This is a genomic window from Arthrobacter sp. MYb229 (assembly GCF_002975405.1).
GTDB lineage: Bacteria > Actinomycetota > Actinomycetes > Actinomycetales > Micrococcaceae > Glutamicibacter.
This window is the reverse complement of sequence record NZ_PCPS01000007.1, coordinates 1-20,375: the sequence shown is the minus strand read 5'-3', so window position 1 is coordinate 20,375 and position 20,375 is coordinate 1. Positions and strand designations below refer to the sequence as shown.

Sequence of the window (20,375 nt, the reverse complement as noted above, 5' to 3'; positions counted from 1 at the left end):
CTGGCGCGTAAAATCGTTCTTGTCCCATCGTGCGCGCCAAAGTGATCCGCCTCTCTATTGCGTTCATATTGTTCACACAGCAGAAACTTAAACTTCCCCGACGAAGGAGTCAGCCAGATGGTCAGCAACCCGCAGGAGGTTGCCGCTGCCAATGCGCCGGTCCCGTTGACCCGCGACGGCTGGTCCTTCGCGGCACGAATCTTCGCCGCGCAGATGCTGCTGGTCATCGTGGTGGTGGTGTGGCTGGGCATCGCTTCCTACCAGCAGCAGGCCCGGGTGGTGCTCGATGTACGCCAATCGACCGTGGCCACGGTGTCTACCACCTTGGCCAACGACCCGTTTGTGGTTGACTCCTTGCAGCAGCCGGATCCCAGCGCCGGCTTGCAGCCCTACACCCAGGACATCTTGTCCCACGCGCCGACGATAGATTTCATCACGATCATGACACCGGACCTGCTGCGCGTGACCCACCCGAATCCGGCACAGCTGGGCAAGCGCTATTCGGGCTCCACCGCGCAAGCGCTGCGCGGGCAGGTCTATTCGGAGCAAGCGGTGGGAACCCTCGGCCGCTCGGTGCGCACCATCGCCCCGGTCTACGCCGCGGACGGCACCTTGGTCGGCATGGTCGCCACCGGCATCACGCTGGAGAGCCTGCAGGTGCTCTACCGCGAGGAGCTCCCGCAGATCCTGCTGGTTTCGCTCTTCGCCCTGCTCTTGGCCGGTTTCACCTCCTGGTCCTTCTCCCGGTACATCCAGAGCGCCACCCTCGGCTTCGGCCCGCACGGGCTGCGCCGGCTCTACGCCTTCTACTTCTCCGCCCTGCATTCGGTCCGCGAGGGGCTGATCCTGCTGGATCGCAAGCACCGCATCGTGCTCTACAACTCCGAGGCGGCCCGGCTGCTGCAGCTTCCGGCGCAGACCCCCGGCGGCGGGTTGGAATTGGCCGACGCCGGCTTGCCCGACACCCTGCGCGAGCTGATGGCCGGTGGCCGAGCGGCCCGCGATGAAATCCATCTGGGCCACGGATCGGTGCTCGCCGTGTCGCAGAGCAACGCCCGGCTGACCGGCACCCAGCTGCCCGGCCGCTACCGCCTGCCCTTGCGCTGGCTGCGCGTGCAGCCGCCCACCGGGCAGGTGCTCACCCTGCGGGATCTGACCGAGGTGCAGGAGCTGACCGGCGAGGTGCAGTCGCTGAAGACCTTCTCCACCGCCCTGCGCGCGCAAACCCACGAACACGCAAACCGCCTGCACACCATCGCCACGCTCATCGAAAACGGCAGCTCGGACAAGGCGCTGGCCTTCGCGGTCGACGACCGGCAGCACTCGCAGGCGCTCACCGACGCGATCGTGCGCAATATCGACGATGTGTACCTCTCCAGCTTGCTGGTGGCCAAGTCCGCCCAGGCGCACGAGCGCGGGGTGACGCTGAGCATCAGCGCCGAAGGCGTGGTGCGTCCGGACACCTTCCACGCCACGGACATTGTGACCATCGTGGGCAACCTGCTCGACAATGCGCTGGACGTCTCGGTGGGCACCGCGGAATCCACCGTCTGGGTGGAGGTCACCGCCCTTGCCGACGAGGTCATCATCGCGGTGGCCGACTCCGGCCCGGGCATCGAACCCGAATTCTTGGAGAACCTGCTGCGCTTCGGGGTGAGCACCAAACAGGGCAGCGCACCGCGCGGGCTCGGTCTGGCCCTCGTCCAGCAGGCGGTGGCGCGGCTTCATGGAACAATGACCATAGACAACGACGCCGGTGCGATCTTCACCGTCACCCTGCCGGTACCGCCCAAGGAGGAGCACGCGTGAGCCACACCGAGCCGACCGCCGAATTCCTCGTGCTGGTGGTCGACGACGAACCGGAAACCGCACGCGCCCACGCCACCTATGTGGACCGGGTACCTGGCTTTCGCACCGGAGCCATCGCGGCCAATGGACACGGCGCCCTGCAGTTGCTGGCCGAAGCGCACGCCGCCGGCACGCCCTATGATCTGGTCCTGCTGGATATGACCCTGCCGGATCTGCACGGCATCGACGTGGCCCGGCGCATGCGGGGGCGCGGCTACACGCTGGACATCATCGCGATCACCGCGGTTCGGGACTTGGCGGTAGTGCGTTCGGCCGTAGCCACCGGCATCACCCAGTACCTGATCAAGCCCTTCAGCTTCGCGGTGTTTGCCGAAAAACTCGAAAACCACCGGGCGTTCATCGCCACCATGCGTTCCACCGGCTCCTCCACCTCGCAGGCCTCCATCGATACCGCGTTCTCCGCGCTGCGCACCACCAGCGCCTCGCTGTCCCTGCCCAAGGGGCTGATCAGCCAGACCCTGGAGCAGGTGCGCACCCATCTGGCAGCCAGCCCCGCCCGCGCCTTCTCGGCTACCGAGCTCGGCGAAGAACTGGGCCTTTCCCGCGTGACGGCGCGCCGCTACCTGGAGCATCTGGCGATGGCTAATTCGGCGGTGAAGCAGCCTCGGCATGGCACGCGCGGGAGACCGGAATTCGAATACCGGCACAATTCGAGCTAGCGCCGTCCGTGGCGGAATAAGGTTTCCGCCACCTTCTCTCGCGGCGTTCGGTATGATTCGCTGTGATTCCAGGGGCAAATGGTGACCGACTGCGCGGCCTGGTTGGCGATCTCGATGGTGCTCGTCTTAGGACTTTATCCACCGCACAAGGCAAGGGCCTGGCCTCGCAGAATTTCTGCGGGGCCAGGCCCTTGCAGCGTTAACCGTCGGAGGTTCCGGGCTAGGCCTGTGGACGCAGGTACCGGGTCAGGTCATCGAGCACCGTGCTGTCTTCGATGGTCGAGGGCACCGTGTAGTCCTTGCCGTCCGCGATCTGCCGCATGGTCTTGCGCAGGATCTTGCCCGAACGGGTTTTAGGCAGTCCGGCGACGACGGTGACCTCGCGGAAGTCGGCGACCGGGCCGATATGCTGGCGCACCAGCGCGACGATCTCCTTCTTCAGCGTCTCCGCATCGGTGTCGACACCGGATTTGAGCACCACGTAGCCGCTGGCCCGCTGCCCCTTGAGCGCGTCGCTGATGCCGATCACCGCGCATTCGGCCACCGCCGGATGGCTCGCCAGCACCTGTTCCATCGCCCCGGTGGACAACCGGTGCCCGGACACGTTGATCACGTCATCGGTGCGGCCCATCACGAACAGATACCCGTCTTCGTCCAGGAATCCCGAGTCGCCGGTCAGGTAGAAGCCCTCGATCTGGCTCAGGTAGGTGTCGATGAACCGCTGGTCGTTGCCCCACAGGGTGGTCAGCGCGCCCGGCGGCAGCGGCAGCTTGATCACGATGTTCCCCTCGGCACCGGCGGGCACCAATTCACCCAGTGCGTCGCGGATCTCCACGTTGAATCCGGGGACCGGGGTGGTCGGACTGCCGGCCTTGGCGCTCAGCTCCTCCAACCCCAGCGGGTTCGAGGCGATCGGCCAGCCGGTTTCGGTCTGCCACCAGTTATCCACCACCGGGATTCCCAGCAGGTCCACCGCGAAATGGTAGGTGTCCGGGTCCAGCCGCTCGCCGGCGACAAAGAGCGCACGCAGCGTGGACAGGTCGTGGGAGGCGATCATGGCACCGGAGGGATCCGCCTTGCGCACCGCGCGCAGGGCGGTCGGCGCGGTGAACATCGTGGTGACCTTGTGGTCCTCGATGATGCGCCCGAACACGCCCGCGTCCGGGGTGCCGATCGGCTTGCCCTCGTAGAGCACGGAGGTGGCCCCGGCGATCAGCGGGGCATACACGATGTAGGAGTGCCCCACCACCCAGCCCACATCCGAGGCGGTGAACATGACATCATCCGGGTGCACGTCGTAGATCGCATTCATCGAATACTGCAGCGCGGTGGCGTAGCCGCCGGTATCGCGCACCACGCCCTTCGGTGCCCCGGTGGTCCCGGAGGTGTACAGCACGTACAGCGGATGCGTGGAGGGAACCGATACCGGTCCGGCCGGCTGCGCGAGTTTGGCCAGCTCGTCCCAATCCAGCCAGTTCACCGCCGCCGCGCCCTGATATTCGCCGGGCGTATGTGCAAAGCCTTCGCGGTGGGCGACGATGACATCGCGCACCGAGGCATCGGCGAGCGCCAGCGCCTCGGCCACGGCCGGCAGGTATTCGATATGCCGCGAGGGTTCGATGCCGCCGGAGGCGGTGACGATGGCGACCGGCGCGCAGTCGTTGATGCGCGCGGCCAGTTCCTTGGGCGCAAATCCGCCGAAGACCACCGAGTGCACCGCCCCGAGCCGCGCGCAGGCCAGCATGGAGATGACCGCCTGCGGGATCATCGGCAGGTAGATCAGTACGCGGTCCCCGGTTTCCACCCCACGGGATTTGAGCACGCCGGCGAAGATTTCGACCTCGCGAAGCAGTTCGCTGTAGCTGTACTCGGTCTTCGTCCCCAGCATTGCCGAGTCGTAGACCAAGGCCGTGGAGTCTCCGCGCCCGGCGGCCACATGCCGATCCAGCGCGTTGGCCGACAGGTTGAGCTCGCCGTCCGGGAACCAGTTGTACAACGGCGCCTTCGAGTCGTCGATGGCTTGGGTGGGTTCCTTATCCCAGTGCACATCTTGGGCGGCGGTGAGCCAGAACGCGGCCGGATCGGCAGCGGCCTGGTCAAAGGCCTGACGGTATTCCTGTGCCATGTTTCCCTCCTGGGGCCGGGCGTCATCACCCGGCGGCTGTGCGGTAACTTCGATTCCAAGCGTATGAGCGCAGTCACATGATCGCAAGTGTTATGTATACATTTCTCGTTATTTGACGAAAAATATTCGGGCTCTCTGTCGCTTTTTCGCTATTCGTGTATACAATCGAACCATGAAAGCAAGTGACAAGGTCTACGAGAGCCTGCGCCGAGACATCGTCGAATGGCGTTTGTCACCGGGCACGGTACTCGCCGAGGTGGAGCAGTCGGCCAGGCTCGGAGTCTCCCGCACCCCGGTGCGTGAGGCACTGGCCCGCTTGGTCGCCGACGGGCTGGCGGTGCAGCAGCGCGGGCGCGGTGCGATCGTCTCCGAGGTTTCCGAATCCCACGTCGAGGACCTGTTCGTCTTGCGCCGGGCGCTGGAATGCGAAAGCGCGCGGCTCGCGGCCCGCTCAAGCCGGAGCGAGGCCTTCGCCAAGCTGGCACGGCGCTTCGAAACGGCCGCCAAGCAGCTGCGTGCAAGCACCCCCACCGAGGGCTACTACGAGCTGGTGGGCGAACTCGACGAAATGATCGACGACGCGGCCAATAATGCCTACCTATCTCACGCGCTGCGCACGCTGCGCGTCCACCTGCAACGGGTGCGCCGGCTGGCCAAGGACAACCCCGATCGGCTCGAGCAGTCCGCCGGCGAGCATGCGGCGATCGCCCGGGCCATCGCTTCGGGCAAACCAGAGGTCGCCGCGGCGGCCACCACCGTGCACCTGCACCAATCGTTTGAACACATCATGACCCACGCGGTCGCCTCTGAAAGGACACCATGATCAATCATCCAGTTCGCGTTTACCGCTCCGAGGAAAATCTGGCCCGCGAGGATCAGCTCGCCCACAAGATCGCTTCCGTCGCGGTCGACCCGGTAGAGGTCACCGCCGAGGTCACCGACATGATCATCAACCGCATCATCGACAACGCCTCGGTGGCCATCGCCTCGCTGAACCGCGGCCCGATCATCGCCGCCCGCACCCAGGCACTGGCCCACGCGCCGTCCACCGGCGGGACGGGCGCCAACGTCTTCGGCATCACCGAGAAGGTCTCCCCCGAATGGGCGGCCTGGGCCAACGGCGTGGCCGTGCGCGAGCTGGACTACCACGACACCTTCCTGGCCGCCGAGTACTCCCACCCGGGCGACAACATCCCGCCGATCCTCGCCGTCGCCCAGCACACCGGGGCCTCGGGCAAGGACCTGATCCGCGGCATCGCCACCGGCTACGAGATCCAGGTCGACCTGGTCAAGGCGATCTGCCTGCACAAGCACAAGATCGATCACGTGGCGCACCTGGGCCCCTCGGCCTCCGCAGGCATCGGCACCCTGCTCGGCTTGGATCTGGAAACGATCTTCCAGGCCGTCGGCCAGGGCCTGCACACCACCACCGCGACCCGCCAGTCGCGCAAGGGCGAGATCTCCACCTGGAAGGCCCATGCCCCGGCCTTCGCCGGCAAGATGGCCGTCGAGGCCGCCGACCGCGCGATGCGCGGGCAGACCTCCCCGGTCCCAATCTACGAAGGCGAAGACGGCGTGATCGCCTGGATGCTCGATGGCAAGGACGCCGCTTACGAGGTGCCGCTGCCCGAGGACGGCGAGGCCAAGCGCGCGATCCTGGACACCTACACCAAGGAGCACTCCGCCGAATACCAGGCGCAAGCCTGGATCGACCTGGCCCGCAAGCTGCACGGCGAGCACCCGGAAGCCACCGATCCGAAGAACGTGGCCTCGGTGCTGATCAAGACTTCCCACCACACCCACTACGTGATCGGTTCCGGCGCCAACGACCCGCAGAAGTACGATCCGACCGCGTCGCGCGAAACCCTGGACCACTCGATCCCTTACATCTTCACCGTCGCGCTGCAGGACGGTGCCTGGCACCACGTGGACTCCTACGCCCCGGAGCGAGCCGGACGCGCGGATACCGTCGAACTGTGGCACAAGGTCACCACCGAAGAAGACGCCGAATGGACCCGCCGCTACCACTCGCTGGACATCGCGGAAAAGGCCTTCGGCGGCAGCGTCGAAATCACGCTGAACGACGGCACCGTGATCACCGATGAGATCGCCGTGGCAGACGCGCACCCGCTGGGCGCCCGCCCCTTCGCCCGCGAGCAGTACATCAACAAGTTCCGCAGCCTGGCCGCGGGCCTGGTGGACGAGCAGGAGATCGACCGCTTCATCGCGGCCGCCGAAAACCTGGAAAACCTCGGCGCCGGCGAGCTGGAGCAGCTGAACATCGTCGCCGCCACCGGCGTGATCGACCAGTCGAACGCACCGAAGGGCCTGTTCTAACATGCTGTACTCAACCCTCACCCCCGCCGCGAAGCGGGTCGCGCTGCGCGAAATGCTCACCCCGGGTGCCGCCCGCCAGTTCCCCGGGGCGTTCAACCCGCTCTCGGCCAAGCTGATCGGCGAGAAGAACTTCGACGGGGTCTACATCTCCGGCGCGGTGCTCGCCAACGACCTGGGCCTGCCGGACATCGGGCTGACCTCGCTGACCGAGGTCGCCACCCGCGCCGGGCAGATCGCCAGGATGACGGACCTGCCGGCGATCGTGGACGCGGACACCGGATTCGGCGAGCCGATGAACGTGGCCCGCAGCATCCAGGAACTTGAATACGCCGGCCTGGCCGGCTGCCACATCGAGGACCAGTTCAACCCCAAGCGCTGCGGCCACCTGGACGGCAAGAACGTGGTGGATACCGACACCATGCTCAAGCGCATCGCCGCCGCCGCGGACGCACGCATCGATGAGAACTTCCTGATCATGGCGCGCACCGACATCCGCGCGGTGGAGGGGCTGGACTCGGCCATCGACCGGGCCAAGGCGATGGTCGATGCCGGGGCCGACGCGATCTTCCCCGAGGCGATGAAGAATGTTTCGGAATTTGAAGCGGTCTGCAACGCGGTCGACGTGCCGGTGCTGGCGAATATGACCGAGTTCGGCAAATCCGAGCTGTTCAACCGCCAGGAGCTTGCCGACGCGGGCGTCGCGCTGATCATCTACCCGGTGACCTTGCTGCGCAGCGCCATGGGCGCCGCCGAGCGTGTGCTCGACGCAATCAGCGAGGATGGGACTCAGGAGCGTGAAGTGGATAACATGTTAACCAGGTCACGCCTCTACGAGCTTGTCGACTACGAGGCGTACAACCGGTTCGACACCGGGATCTTCAACTTCCAAGTCCCCACCCTGGACATCGATACCAACAACTCGAACCTCTAGCACGGGAATCCATCAACGAAGAGGATGAACTCATGACCACCACCGAGGAAATCAAGAAGGGCCTTGCAGGCGTCGTCGTGGATTACACGGCCGTCTCCAAGGTCAACCCGGACACCAACTCGCTGCTCTACCGCGGCTACCCGGTGCAGGATCTGGCGGCGAACAAATCCTTTGAAGAGGTCGCGTTGCTGCTCTGGACCGGCGAGCTGCCCAGCGAGTCGGAGCTGACCGAATTCTGCGCCTTCGAGCGGGCCAATCGTGCGCTCGATCCGCGGGTGAAGGCAGCCATCGATCTGCTGCCCACAGATTGCCACCCGATGGATGTCGGGCGCACCGCGGTCTCGGTGATCGGCGCGAACCACCTGGAGGCGGAGAACTCCTCCCCCGAGGCGGAACTGCGCAAGGCGAAGGAGCTGTTCGCCGCCTTCCCGGCGGTCGTTGCCTACGATCAGCGCCGCCGCCGCGGCCAGGAAGTGGTGCCTCCGCGCGAGGACCTGGACTACTCGGCGAACTTCTTGTGGATGACCTTCGGCGAAGAAGCCGCGCCGGCGGTAGTCGACGCGTTCCGCGTGTCGATGGTGCTCTATGCGGAGCACTCCTTCAACGCCTCCACCTTCACCGCGCGAGTGATCACCTCGACGCTCGCGGATCTGCACTCGGCGGTTACCGGTGCCATCGGCGCCTTGAAGGGTCCGCTGCACGGCGGCGCCAACGAGGCGGTGATGCACACCTTCGACGAGATCGGAATCGACAAGAACGAGTCGCGCAAGGATGCCGCGGCCCGCGCAAAAACGTGGATGGAAGAAGCCCTCGCCGCGAAGAAGAAGGTCATGGGCTTCGGCCACCGGGTCTACAAGCATGGGGACTCGCGCGTGCCGACGATGAAGGCCGCGCTGGATAAGATGATCGAGCATTACGATCGCTCCGAAATGCTCGGCCTGTACGACGGGCTGGAATCCGCGATGGACGAGGCCAAGGCGATCAAGCCGAACCTCGACTATCCGGCGGGCCCGACCTACCACCTGATGGGTTTCGACACCGAAATGTTCACGCCGATCTTCATCGCGGCGCGAATCACCGGCTGGACCGCCCACATCTTCGAACAGCGCGCCTCCAACGCGCTGATCCGGCCGCTGTCCGCATACAACGGCCCGGAGCAGCGCGCCCTGTAAACACCTAGCGCAGCTACGGCTCATTCGGCGGGGTCGGACCTACGGGTCCGACCCCGCTCTTGCGTTTCCGGCAGGTTCGGTCTATTGTTTTTCGATAGGTATGCATCGCTAAGCGACAATTGGAGAGTGTCACATGGGTAAATCGAGCACTTTGGCGTTGCGAATCGTGCTGGGACTGGTAGTCCTCGGCTCACTCTTCATCCAATGCTTCATGATCCCCCTGGCGGCCATGGAACTGGCCGACCGTCCAGCAGAATTCGCCTACCTGCGCATCTCGTTGTTCAGCTACGCGGTATTGGCCCTGCTGATCGTTCAGATCTGCTGCGTCTGCGTCTGGAAGCTGGTCGCCCGGGTGCGGCGCGGAACGGTATTCACCCACGCCTCATTCAAATTCGTCAACATCATCATCACCGCAATTGCCTCCGGAGCGGTGCTGACATTCGTACTTGGCGCGATCATGGCCCCGGGCGAGGCGGTGGCTCCCGGCGTAGTGCTCCTGGTCGGCGGATTCGGTGTCCTGCTAGCGGGCATCGCCCTGATCGTCTTGGTGCTGCGTCATCTGCTGTCGCAGGCGGCGACCACCGAAGCCCAAGCGGCCATGCTACGCACCGAGTTGGGCGGGGTGATTTAGTGGCCATTCGAGTGGATATCGATGTGATGCTTGCCCGACGCAAAATGGCGGTCGGCGAATTAGCCGAGCGGATCGGCATTACCCCGGCCAATCTTGCGGTCCTGAAGAATGGACGTGCCAAGGCGGTGCGCTTCAGCACACTGGAAGCGCTGTGCCAGGTCCTGGATTGCCAGCCGGGCGACCTTTTGATATTCGAAGCCGAAAACCACGATCCGCGCGGATCCGAAGCTCCGCTGTCCCAAGCCACGCTTCCATCCGACGCGTCGAAAATAGCCTAGTCCCAGGGCTCGAAATCGATCGATTGCACCGCCAGATTATCCGCGGCCAGAATGATCTTCGCGGTGAACCGCGTCCCTGCAGCCAAGGCCGGGAGCCAGAGTGGGGAATCCTCCCACATCTGCCTCACCGGCAGTTCGCCGACAGGGAACCATAACGGTTCAAGTTCCTCGCTGGGCGCGGGCATTCCGCTGGCGATTCGCGCAGTGAAGACCGCGCAGTCCATATCCGCGCGCGGATTCGCCGGAAAGGTGAAGGCCACCCGGGCGGCGAGCGTCAGATCTGCCGATTGCACACAAACCCCGGTCTCTTCGCGGAACTCCCGCATCGCAGCCTGCTGCGCAGACTCCCCGGGCTCAATCTTTCCGCCCGGCAGCACAATGTTCCCCCGCCCAAAGCCGCGCAGCTTGCGTCCCAATAGCAGCTCGGTGCCCCGGGTGCCTTCGCGCAGCAGCGCCAAGAGCGCGACGGGTTGCGGCTGGGTCACCATCGTAGTGGCCTCCACTCCGCTAGTTCACGCGCGGGTGCGCGAAGAGGTACGCCTCCCGCAGCGAATCGACGGTGACCTTCGTGTAGATCTGCGTGGTGGTGACCGAGGCATGGCCGAGCAGTTCCTGCACCACGCGAACATCCGCACCGCCCTCCAACAGATGGGTGGCGAAAGAGTGGCGCAGCGTGTGCGGGGAAACATCGCCCTGAATCCCGGCGCGTTCGGCGGCCTTGGACAGGATCAGCCACACCGACTGGCGCGAAAGCCGCCCACCGCGCTGATTCAAGAACAACGCCGGAGTGCCCTTGCCTTTGGCGGCCAGCCCCGGACGGGCCCGCACCAAATAGTCGCTCACCGCGCGTTGCGCATATCCGCCCACCGGAACAACGCGTTCCTTGGAGCCCTTGCCGAACAGCCGCACTACCGCGTCGGCGGCAAAGTGCAGGTCGTCGACGTCCAGGGCGACGACCTCGGAAATGCGCGCCCCGGTGGAGTACAAGAATTCGAGAATCGCCCGATCGCGCAACCCCGCGGGAGTATCGAGAGCGATCGAGTCGAGGATCTGGGTGACGGCAGAAATGCTGATCGCCTTGGGCAGCGACTGGCCGACGGCCGGAGGCTGCACCTCGCGGGCCGGATTCGGGGAGCAGATTTCCTCCAGCTCCCAATACTTATGCAGCTGCCGGATGGCCACCGTATGCCGGGCGACCGAACGCGCCCCCAGCGCCTGGTGCTCCGCATCCCCGCGGGCCAGCTGTTGCAGGTAGCCGCTGACCTCATTCTCGGTGAGGCGTGCCGGGTCGGTGATGCCGCGCGCTTCCAACGCTTCTTGGTACCGGGTCAGATCCCGCCGGTAGGACTCCAGCGTATTCTTCGCCAGTCCGCGTTCAATGGCCAGATGCTGCAAGTAGCGGCGTAGCGCGGAAGCGAACTTCGAGGACTTCGGGCTTGGTACCGCGGCGTGCTCGGGAAGGCTCATCGCTACGATGAGGCTTTGCTGCGCAGCCCAGGGTGCGCTTCGAAGGCGCTGTTGGCCTCGCGTAGCGAGGCGTAACCGGTGGCTCGGGCCGCGTGCGCTGCCAGCAGGCCGACGACCGCCGAAGGGTTGTGGATCTCCCCGGCGAGCACTGCGGCAACAGCCTCGTCCAAGGGCACCCAGCGGGTGATGATTTCAGCTTCTTCTTCGGTCCGTGCGTGGCGTTGGTCCTCTGGCACCAACTGCACATCGCGCGCCAAGAAGATGCGCAATGCCTCGGAGGAAGAGCCCGGTGAGAGGAACACGTCGGTGAGCACCGACCAGGTCTCGGCGGTGCTATCGGCTTCTTCCCAGAGCTCGCGCTTCGCCCCGTCCAAGGGCGGCTCGCCAGCCACGTCGAGCAGGCCAGCGGGTAGCTCCCATAGCCGCATGCCTACCGGGTGACGGTATTGGTTAACGAGAAGGACCCGTTCACGCCCATCGAGGGCGAGAATCGACACGGCACCAGGGTGCACGATGTAGTCTCGCTCGATGCGGGTTCCATCATCCGAAAGTTGCACCGTATCGTGGACGACATTCCAGATGCGTCCTTCATAAACGGTTTCGCTGGCGATGAGCTCTCGTGGTGAAAGTTCATCGGCTATCGGTTGTGGTTCCACGCGAACGGGCCCTTCTATAGGTATTACCTTGCTGGTACTACCTTAGACGGTTTAGAACCGGGTTTTGCTTAGGCGTTGCGCTTGGCCAGCGCCGCGGCGACCAGACCTGCAAACAGCGGGTGCGGACGGGTTGGGCGGCTGGAGAGTTCCGGGTGGGCCTGCGTGGAGACGTAGTACGGGTGTACGTCCTTAGGCAGTTCCACGAACTCGACAAGCTGTCCGTCCGGGGAGGTACCAGAGAAGACCAGACCTGCTTCTTCGAGCTGCGCACGGTAGGCGTTGTTGACCTCATAGCGGTGACGGTGTCGTTCTGCGACCTCGGTCTTGCCATAGGTTTCAGCCAAGACCGATCCTGCTGCGAGCCTCGCGTCATACAGTCCCAGACGCATGGTGCCGCCAAGATCGCCCTTTCCGTCAACGATGCTCAGCTGCTCTTCCATGGTCGCGATGACCGGGGTGGAAGATTCTGGATCGAATTCGGTCGAGGAAGCCCCTGGCAGGCCGGCCATGTTGCGGGCGTACTCGATCACCATCGACTGCAGCCCCAGGCAGAGGCCGAGGGTTGGAATCTGGTTTTCGCGAGCGAAGCGCAATGCTCCGAGCTTGCCTTCCAAGCCGCGAATGCCGAATCCGCCGGGGACGCAGATCGCTTCGGCGCCCTCAAGCGACTTGCGTGCACCGTCTTCGGTGGCGCAGTCATCCGATGGCACCCAGCGAATCTTGACCTTGGATTCATTGGCGAAACCACCGGCCTTCAGCGCCTCGGTAACCGACAGGTAGGCATCTGGCAGATCGATGTACTTGCCCACCAGAGCGATGGTCAGTTCATGCTTCGGGTTGTGCACCACGTCCAGCAGTCGGTCCCAGCCCTCCCAGTCCACGTCGCGGAACTTCAGTTCCAAGGTCTGCACGATGTAGGCGTCAAGGCCCTGGGAGTGCAGGATCTTGGGAACTTCGTAGATGCTTGGCGCATCGGCGCAGCTAATGACCGCTTCGGTTTCCACATCGCAGGTACGGCCGAGCTTGGCGCGCATCTCGTCGGGAATTTCACGGTCCGAGCGGATTACCAGTGCGTCTGGCTGAATGCCGATGGAGCGCAGGGCTGCCACCGAATGCTGGGTTGGCTTGGTCTTCAGCTCATGGCTTGGACCAATGTATGGAACGAGGGAGACGTGCACGAAGAAGGCGTTCTTCCGGCCGATATCCTGGCGGACCTGGCGGGCCGCTTCGAGGAATGGCTGGGATTCGATATCGCCGACGGTGCCACCGATTTCGGTGATGATCACGTCCGGGGCGGACTTGCCGGCACCGGGATCGGTGGCGGCCAAACGCATACGGCGCTTGATCTCATCGGTGATATGCGGGATGACCTGGACGGTGTCGCCCAGGTATTCGCCGCGACGTTCGCGTTCCAGAACGGTTGAGTAAACCTGACCGGTGGTCACATTCGCGCTGCCTGGAAGATTTTCATCCAGGAAACGCTCATAGTGTCCAATGTCCAGGTCGGTTTCTGCGCCATCGTCGGTAACGAAGACTTCACCGTGCTGGAAGGGGTTCATTGTACCTGGATCGACGTTCAGGTACGGATCGAGCTTCTGCATGGTCACTGAGAGACCACGAGCTCGAAGTAGATGTCCAAGGCTGGATGCCGTCAATCCCTTACCCAGGGAGGAGGCCACACCGCCGGTGACGAAGATATGCTTTGTCGTTTCAGACGACCGAGAATCACGAGTTAAATTACGCTGCACCACGGGATTTCATCCTATCACCATTGCTCGCTTGCGCGAATACCGACCATCCACTTTGCAACTCTACGACACGCATCCGCGATGCCAAAGTCCGATTCCGCAATCTAGCGTGCGCTCTTCGTCACCAGAGCGTCGACCATCTTTCGCGCGTCGGCGAGCAGCTCTTCGGCATGCGCCTGCGCGGTGTCGGAATCCTCCTGACCTGCCAGCATGCGCGCCAACTCGCGCACGCGCTCGGCCTCGTCCAAGGTGATTACATCGCTGGCGGTAAACCCTGCACCGGCCGCGGATTTTCCATTTGAGGTCTTGATCACCCGGATATGACGATCTGCGTAAGCGGCAACCTGGGGCAGGTGTGTGACCACAATGACCTGCACATGGCGCGCGAGCATGGCTAACCTCTCACCAATGCTTACCGCCGCCTTGCCGCCCACGCCCGAGTCGACCTCGTCGAAGATAAAGGTTGGCACCGGGTCCACCGCCGCGAGCACCACCTCGATGGCAAGCATCACGCGTGAGAGCTCACCACCACTGGCCCCCTTGCCCAGCGGCCGCGGCGAGGCGCCGGCATGCGGAGCAAGCAGCATCTCGATCTGGTCTTGGCCGTAGGCACCGGGTTCAGGCAATTCACTGATCTCGACAAATAGTTTCGCATCCGGCATGGCCAACGCCGTCAATTCCTCGCTGACCCGCTTGGAGAGCTTTGCGGCCGCCTTACGACGAGACTCGGATAGTTCGGTAGCCAGCGACGCGGCCTTCTGCTCCAGTTCGACCACCGTGCTTTCGAGCTCCTCGATGCGGGTGTCATCGGAACCAAGCTGCTCCAGCCGCTGTCGGGACTCATCAGCCCAGGCAAGCACCTCATCGATGCTCGGTGCGTACTTGCGCAGCAGCTTGTTCAGTTCCGCGCGGCGGGATTCGATCAGCGCCAGCCGCTCCGGCCCCTCTTCATCGAGGTCCGAAACATAGCTGGCCATATCACTAGAAAGTTCGGAGGCGAGAATGCCCAATTCTGCGGCGCGCTCGGCAAATGCCGCCAATGCTGGATCATCGCCGCTTGACTGCGCGAGCACACCGCGAGCGGATTCGGCCAGGGTGGTGATCCCGGGGGTCTCAAAATCTTCGCTGTCGACGATCGCGCGAGCCTGCTGGCTGGCGTTGCGCAGCGATTCGACATTGCCCAGCTTGATTGCGGTTTCGCGCAGTTGTTCGTCTTCGCCTGGCATTGGCTCCAGCGAATCGATCTCGTCGAGAGCCAGTCGTAGATTTTCGGCTTCGCGCACCCGATCTCGCGAGTCTTGCTTCAGCGCCGAGAGTTCCTTGCTGGCGGTGCGCCACTGCCGATAGGTGCGCTGATAGCTGCTTAACGTGCGGGCAAGGGCCGAGCCAGCGAAACGGTCCAGCGCGTCGCGCTGCGCGCTGGCTTCCTTCAGACGGATCTGATCGGACTGGCCATGCACCGCGACAAGCTCTTGGCCCAATTCGGCCAGCAAACCTACCGGAGCGCTTCGTCCTCCGACAGTCGCCTTCGAGCGCCCCTGCGCGGACAGCGACCGGGTGAGGATCAGTTCGCTCTTCTCCCCCACCTCGTCCACGAACGCGCCGGCATGGGTGGCGGATTCAAGTACGTGATTGTCGGGCTCCAGATGCACGACCGCTTCGGCCAGCGCATGCTTGGCGCCGTTTCGCACGGCACCTGCATCGGCCCGCCGCCCAAGCAATAGTGACAAGGCGGTGATGACCATGGTCTTACCCGCGCCCGTTTCACCGGTGACTACCGTCAACCCCGGCCCCAGTGGCAGAGTTGCCTTAGTGATCACGCCAAGGTTGGAGATCGAAATTTCCTGAATCATAGCCCGCTCCCGGTCGTTCTAGTTCATGCGTTCCAGTTCTCGTCCTAATAGTACTTGCTCAATCGTAAGTTTGTTCGAATATCGTTACTGCGGGTCGTGTTTCCTACTGCTTAGTTTCGTCACGGGCTACCAAGGGGATGCTTGGTTCGTCTTTGTGGTGCGGCTCAATGCTTTGAAAGCCCGGGCCGGTCACCTGCAGCGCGGTGGTCGCCGGACGACGATCGTCCTCGTCGGCAGGTCCGCGCCAACCCTGGATGGGCAATTCAAACTTCTTCACCAGACGTTCGGAGAAAGGAGTGGTGTTCAAGCGAGCCATGCGTACCGGTATTTCACTGCGCGTAACCTCGATGCGTGCACCCGGAGGCAGGTCGATGGTACGGCGCCCATCGCACCACAGCACCGCACCGGCCTCTGAGCGAGTGAGCGTCTCCACAGCCATAACCGAGTCCGGGGAAACCACCAGCGGTTTGGCAAACAGCGCATGCGCACTAATCGGAACCATAATCAGCGCGGCAACCTCTGGCCAAACTACCGGGCCTCCAGCCGAGAATGCATATGCGGTAGATCCGGTGGGGGTAGCCATCACGACGCCATCGCAGCCGAATGTGGAGATTGGTCGACCGTCTACCTCGATTACCACTTCGATCATGCGTTCACGGTTGGCTTTTTCAACGGCGGCTTCATTCAGAGCCCAAGTTTCGGCCAGGCAGACATTGTCCAACCACACCTTAACCTCGATGGTCATCCGCTCTTCGACGGAATATGCACCGGAGACGAGATCCCGTACGGTGCTCGCCAGCTCGGAGCGCTCGGCCTCCGCAAGGAAACCGACATGCCCTAGATTCACGCCGACCAATGGCAGCGGCGCTTGGCGGACCAGTTCCGCGGCGCGCAGCACCGACCCGTCGCCGCCAAGGACTACGCCCAGATCCACCTCATCGATGGTGCAGTCCTGGTCCAAGATCTCCATGGGAACCTGCAGCCCGTGGCTGGCCTCCAGCACTGCTTCGTGATCCTTTTGACGCATTACCGGCATCACACCTGCCGCATCGAGCAACCCACAGGTTTCGATGGCCGCGGCGATCGCTTCTTGGCGCCCGGTGTGGGTGAAAACTAGAATGCGTCGCAAGGCAGGCTGCCCCTCTCTGGTTCGAGGTATGTGCTTGGCGCTGAGTATGTCACCGCACAAGCAAGTCACTTCTAAGAGTAGTCAACCGCGTCCCACATTTCGGTTTCACTGACCGATTGTTGATGACCGGTTGGAACTTTTCCGAGCCAAAGGAAGAATTCAACGTTGCCGTCTTGTCCGGGCAGCGGGCTGCGGGCTACTCCGCAAAGCTCCAGCCCGGCTTCCCGCGCGGCTTTCACGACGCCTTCAATGGAGCTGCGGCGTAGCTCGGGAGATGAAACCACACCGGTGCGGTTCAAGTGGTCGCGGCCAACTTCAAACTGCGGCTTGACCATCAACATCAAGGAACCGCCTAGGCGTGTTGCTCCCGCGAGCGCATCGATCACCAAGCGCAAGGAGATGAAGGACAAGTCGGCCACTACAAGGTCGACTTCTCCTCCAATATCTTCGGGTTTCAGATAACGAACGTTAAGCCCTTCAAAAACCGAAACCCGTCGGTCTTGGCGGATCTGATCGACGAGCTGTCCATGCCCAACATCGGCTGCCACTACATGCTTAGCCCCGCGGCGCAATAGCACATCGGTGAATCCGCCGGTCGACGCTCCTGCATCGAGACAGCGCATAGACATTGGGTCGACGGTCGTAAACACATCTAGTGCTCCGGCAAGCTTGTGCCCGGCTCGGGAAACGTATTCTTCGCCGATACTGGCCAGCACTTCGAGCCTGGCCGTGGTCGGAATTTTTTTGGCGGCCTTGGTGACGCACACTCCATCGAGCAACACCCGGTGAGCCTCGATGAGCTTGGCGGCCTCGGTGCGCGAACGGGCCAGAGATCGAGAAACAAGTTCCTGATCGAGTCGGTTCATCCGTGGAGCTCCGTGGAATTGAGTTCGGCTTGGAGGGAATCGAGCAGCTGCTCATATACTGCGGCGTGCGCGATCACATCCTGCTGCCCTAGCGAGGACAACGTTGCGTCTACCCGCTGGTCGTCCATGGGGGCTACTGGCTTGGGGCGAGGGGGTTCCATGTTCACGTCATTCACCTCTGTGCTCGTCGCAGGGTATCCAATCCGCGGGAGGTGAACCGGATTACTGGGCTGACATGTTCTTGCTGACGCGAATGAGCCAGCCACCATGCGTGACACGCGGCCCGCCAGGCATTCAGGTCCGATTCGTTCCCGTTGACCTCAATGGAGTCACCTTCCACCTTCGCTACAGACTCGCCGACTTGAACCCCATATCCGAGGACCTTGATCGTCGGGTACGGCCGGTAGAGGTCCGCGAGACTTGAAATCAAGTAGTTTGGACGTTCGGCAACCGGGGCCCCTAGCGCAGTGCGCGGGGAATCTACACCGGTCAGCACCAGCGCGGTTGAGAACCCCGCCCGATAGCCACCGAGAATATCGGTGTCAAGACGATCACCGACTACCAATGGGCGCCGAGAATCGAGTCGGTCCGCGGCGCGGGAGAAAAGATAGGATTCAGGCTTGCCGGCCACACGTGGGGTCACACCGGTGGCCAGTTTTACCGCGTGGACCAACGAACCGTTGCCCGGGGCGATGCCCTCGGCGCGTGGGATCGTGAGATCCGTGTTTGTGGCAACCCACTGGGCGCCGTTGTTGATGGCATAGCTTGCCTCGGCTAGATCGTTCCATGCGACGTTAGGATCGAAGCCTTGGATCACCGCCACCGGCTCGTCTTTGTGCGATTCGACGACTTCCAGTCCCCGCACCGCGATGCATTCACGCAGATACGGGGACCCGACCACTAGGACCTTGCTGCCCGGATTCAATTCGCGTGCCAGCATTTCGGCGCCGGCATCGGCAGAACCGAAAACCTGCTCAGCACCGGTTTTCACACCAAGCTGACGCAGGTGGGCCGCGACCGACATCGGCGATCGCCCCGCATTATTGGTGATGAACGCCAGAGCGACGTTTACTTCGGCTAGTGCATTCAACGACTCGACGGCGTCGGGGATCCCATTGGGACCCGCATAGACGACGCCATCGAGGTCGGAAAGCACAGAATCAAATCCGGAGATCAGCATTCGGTACTAGTTCCTACTTCTGGGAGTCGGTTTCGGTCTCGATCTCAGCCTCGGCCTCTTCGGCTTGAACCTCGACCAGTGCGTCTTCTTCATCGATGCCGGTCTGCTCGGCAACTGAGTCGTCTTCGTCGATGCCGTCTAGTTTGGTATCAACTTCGTCTTCCTCGGCTTCGTCCGAGTCGGCCTCTGCGACAGCATCGTGCTCATCAGCTACGACGACGATGTTTTCATCAACCACGTCCTTGGCCCGTGGACGCTCATCCTCTTCGTCCATCTCTGGAGCCAGATCCACGATGAAGGATTCGGTTTCTTCCTCGATGCCTAGGGCCCGCTCGGCAGTAGCGACCTGAGCAAACCAGCGCTTTGACTCTTCGCCACGTCCAGCTGCGGAAAGCAGATCAGCGTAGGCGGTGAACAAACGCGGGCTGAACGAATAGGCACGGTTGAAGTCTAGCTGCTCCAAGGACTCCAGTTCCGACAGGGCCTTATCAAGTTGTCCCAAGTCGCCGAAGCAGCCGGCCGCAACCATATGCATTTCGACCTTCACTGCGGTTTCCAGGTTCGCGCATTCCTCGGAGTGCGCCAGTTCGATAGCCTTTTCGGCACGGCCCAGGCCACGCAACGAGTCGGCAATCAACGGCAGGTTGTAGTCCGAACCGGAGATCCGGCGGTGAGTGCGCAGTTCACGCAACGAATCAGCATATTTGCCTGCGTGGTAGGCAGCGATGCCAACTGCTTCTCGGACGACCGCAACACGGCCACCACGACGGGAAGCTGCCAGTGTGTGCTCGTAGGCCAGCTCTGGATCTTCTTCAAGTAGACGCCCTGCCATTACAAGGTGCTTAGCAACCCAGCTTGCCGAACGCTCTTCGAGATAGCGAAGCTGGGCGCGTGCGACGCGATCCAGCTCCTTACCGGTAACGTCCTCGTCGATTTCTGGCGACTGCTCACGGTCGGGACGGTTCGAGATGCGCAGGTCGCCCGGGTTGTGAGCGCGAGGTGCCTCTGGTCCCCGGTCGTCAAAACGGCTTCCGCGATCGGGGCGGTCGCCCTTGCTTCGGAAGTCACCGCGGTTGTCATCACGCTTGAAGCCACCGCGGTTATCGTCACGGGTGCCACCACGGCTGTCATCACGCTTGAAGCCACCGCGGTTATCGTCACGGGCACCACGGAATCCGCCTTCGCGGTTGTCATCGCGCTTGAAACCACCACGGTTATCGTCACGCTTGAAGCCACCGCGGTTATCATCGCGGGCGCCACGGAATCCGCCTTCGCGGTTGTCGTCACGCTTGAAGCCGCCGCCACGGTTATCGTCACGCTTGAAGCCACCGCGGTTATCGTCACGGGCGCCACGGAATCCGCCTTCGCGGTTGTCGTCACGCTTGAAGCCGCCGCCACGGTTATCGTCACGCTTGAAACCACCACGGCTGTCGTCACGGCTGCCACGGAATCCACCTTCGCGGTTGTCGTCACG

At 63.2% G+C, this 20,375-nt stretch carries 20 protein-coding genes; 9 read left to right on the top strand and 11 right to left on the bottom strand.

The window, feature by feature from the left end:
* Positions 1-117: 117 nt before the first annotated feature.
* Together CQ019_RS15640 and CQ019_RS15635 are read left to right on the top strand one after the other, a co-directional pair.
* Positions 118-1,809, top strand: coding sequence for an ATP-binding protein (locus tag CQ019_RS15640; protein WP_105570090.1), 1,692 nt, complete (start codon positions 118-120; stop codon positions 1,807-1,809).
* Positions 1,806-2,528, top strand: a complete 723-nt coding sequence (locus tag CQ019_RS15635) for a response regulator (protein WP_105554336.1) — start codon at positions 1,806-1,808, stop codon at positions 2,526-2,528. Before CQ019_RS15640 ends, CQ019_RS15635 begins: the two co-directional genes overlap by 4 nt.
* Before the next feature lie 220 nt (positions 2,529-2,748).
* On the opposite strand, the gene CQ019_RS15630 is transcribed toward CQ019_RS15635, so the two are convergent.
* Positions 2,749-4,653, bottom strand: coding sequence for an AMP-binding protein (locus tag CQ019_RS15630; RefSeq protein WP_105570089.1), 1,905 nt, complete (start codon positions 4,651-4,653; stop codon positions 2,749-2,751).
* Positions 4,654-4,825: 172 nt separating this feature from the next.
* Here CQ019_RS15630 and CQ019_RS15625 point away from each other — a divergent pair, with 172 nt between their 5' ends.
* The 6 genes from CQ019_RS15625 (at position 4,826) to CQ019_RS15600 (ending at position 10,002) form a co-directional block, all read left to right on the top strand.
* Complete coding sequence (locus tag CQ019_RS15625; RefSeq protein ID WP_105554338.1) at positions 4,826-5,476, top strand: GntR family transcriptional regulator; 651 nt, start codon at positions 4,826-4,828, stop codon at positions 5,474-5,476.
* A complete protein-coding gene (locus tag CQ019_RS15620) occupies positions 5,473-6,990 on the top strand; it encodes an MmgE/PrpD family protein (protein WP_105570088.1) in 1,518 nt (505 codons plus the stop codon). The genes CQ019_RS15625 and CQ019_RS15620 overlap by 4 nt, the downstream gene beginning before the upstream one ends.
* Position 6,991: 1 nt before the next feature.
* Complete coding sequence (gene prpB / locus CQ019_RS15615; protein ID WP_105554340.1) at positions 6,992-7,921, top strand: methylisocitrate lyase; 930 nt, start codon at positions 6,992-6,994, stop codon at positions 7,919-7,921.
* A 32-nt stretch (positions 7,922-7,953) separates the two neighbouring features.
* A complete protein-coding gene (locus CQ019_RS15610) occupies positions 7,954-9,093 on the top strand; it encodes a bifunctional 2-methylcitrate synthase/citrate synthase (protein ID WP_105554341.1) in 1,140 nt (379 codons plus the stop codon).
* A gap of 133 nt (positions 9,094-9,226) precedes the next feature.
* The gene (locus CQ019_RS15605; RefSeq protein ID WP_105554342.1) at positions 9,227-9,724 is read left to right on the top strand and encodes a DUF2975 domain-containing protein; all 498 of its coding nucleotides are present in this window, start codon (positions 9,227-9,229) and stop codon (positions 9,722-9,724) included.
* Positions 9,724-10,002, top strand: a complete 279-nt coding sequence (locus CQ019_RS15600) for a helix-turn-helix transcriptional regulator (RefSeq protein WP_258133720.1) — start codon at positions 9,724-9,726, stop codon at positions 10,000-10,002. Before CQ019_RS15605 ends, CQ019_RS15600 begins: the two co-directional genes overlap by 1 nt.
* Here the strand turns inward: CQ019_RS15600 and CQ019_RS15595 are convergent.
* The 10 genes from CQ019_RS15595 to CQ019_RS18655 form a co-directional block, all read right to left on the bottom strand.
* Positions 9,999-10,505, bottom strand: coding sequence for an 8-oxo-dGTP diphosphatase (locus CQ019_RS15595; protein WP_258134047.1), 507 nt, complete (start codon positions 10,503-10,505; stop codon positions 9,999-10,001). The two genes, CQ019_RS15600 and CQ019_RS15595, sit on opposite strands and share 4 nt — an antisense overlap.
* 4 nt (positions 10,506-10,509) lie before the next feature.
* The gene (xerD, locus tag CQ019_RS15590) at positions 10,510-11,469 is read right to left on the bottom strand and encodes a site-specific tyrosine recombinase XerD (RefSeq protein ID WP_105570086.1); all 960 of its coding nucleotides are present in this window, start codon (positions 11,467-11,469) and stop codon (positions 10,510-10,512) included.
* Positions 11,470-11,471: 2 nt separating this feature from the next.
* Positions 11,472-12,125, bottom strand: a complete 654-nt coding sequence (locus tag CQ019_RS15585) for an NUDIX hydrolase (RefSeq protein ID WP_105570085.1) — start codon at positions 12,123-12,125, stop codon at positions 11,472-11,474.
* Positions 12,126-12,193: 68 nt separating this feature from the next.
* Positions 12,194-13,876 carry a CTP synthase gene (locus CQ019_RS15580; protein ID WP_105570084.1) on the bottom strand — a complete coding sequence of 561 codons (1,683 nt, stop codon included), beginning with the start codon at positions 13,874-13,876 and terminating at the stop codon, positions 12,194-12,196.
* 101 nt (positions 13,877-13,977) lie between these two features.
* Complete coding sequence (gene recN, locus CQ019_RS15575; protein WP_105570083.1) at positions 13,978-15,726, bottom strand: DNA repair protein RecN; 1,749 nt, start codon at positions 15,724-15,726, stop codon at positions 13,978-13,980.
* Between the two features lie 103 nt (positions 15,727-15,829).
* On the bottom strand, positions 15,830-16,855 hold the full coding sequence (locus CQ019_RS15570) for an NAD kinase (RefSeq protein WP_105554348.1): 1,026 nt from the start codon (positions 16,853-16,855) through the stop codon (positions 15,830-15,832).
* 71 nt (positions 16,856-16,926) lie between these two features.
* Positions 16,927-17,721, bottom strand: coding sequence for a TlyA family RNA methyltransferase (locus CQ019_RS15565; RefSeq protein WP_105570082.1), 795 nt, complete (start codon positions 17,719-17,721; stop codon positions 16,927-16,929).
* On the bottom strand, positions 17,718-17,888 hold the full coding sequence (locus CQ019_RS18595; RefSeq protein ID WP_181148552.1) for a hypothetical protein: 171 nt from the start codon (positions 17,886-17,888) through the stop codon (positions 17,718-17,720). The genes CQ019_RS15565 and CQ019_RS18595 overlap by 4 nt, the downstream gene beginning before the upstream one ends.
* A 5-nt stretch (positions 17,889-17,893) precedes the next feature.
* The gene (locus CQ019_RS15560; RefSeq protein WP_105570081.1) at positions 17,894-18,901 is read right to left on the bottom strand and encodes an HAD-IIA family hydrolase; all 1,008 of its coding nucleotides are present in this window, start codon (positions 18,899-18,901) and stop codon (positions 17,894-17,896) included.
* A 13-nt stretch (positions 18,902-18,914) separates the two neighbouring features.
* The gene (locus CQ019_RS18655) at positions 18,915-19,733 is read right to left on the bottom strand and encodes a hypothetical protein (RefSeq protein WP_105719018.1); all 819 of its coding nucleotides are present in this window, start codon (positions 19,731-19,733) and stop codon (positions 18,915-18,917) included.
* 6 nt (positions 19,734-19,739) lie between these two features.
* Between CQ019_RS18655 and CQ019_RS18650 the strand changes: the two genes are divergently transcribed.
* Positions 19,740-20,375 (top strand): hypothetical protein (locus CQ019_RS18650; protein WP_219844268.1); only part of this gene is annotated, 636 nt, incomplete at its 3' end.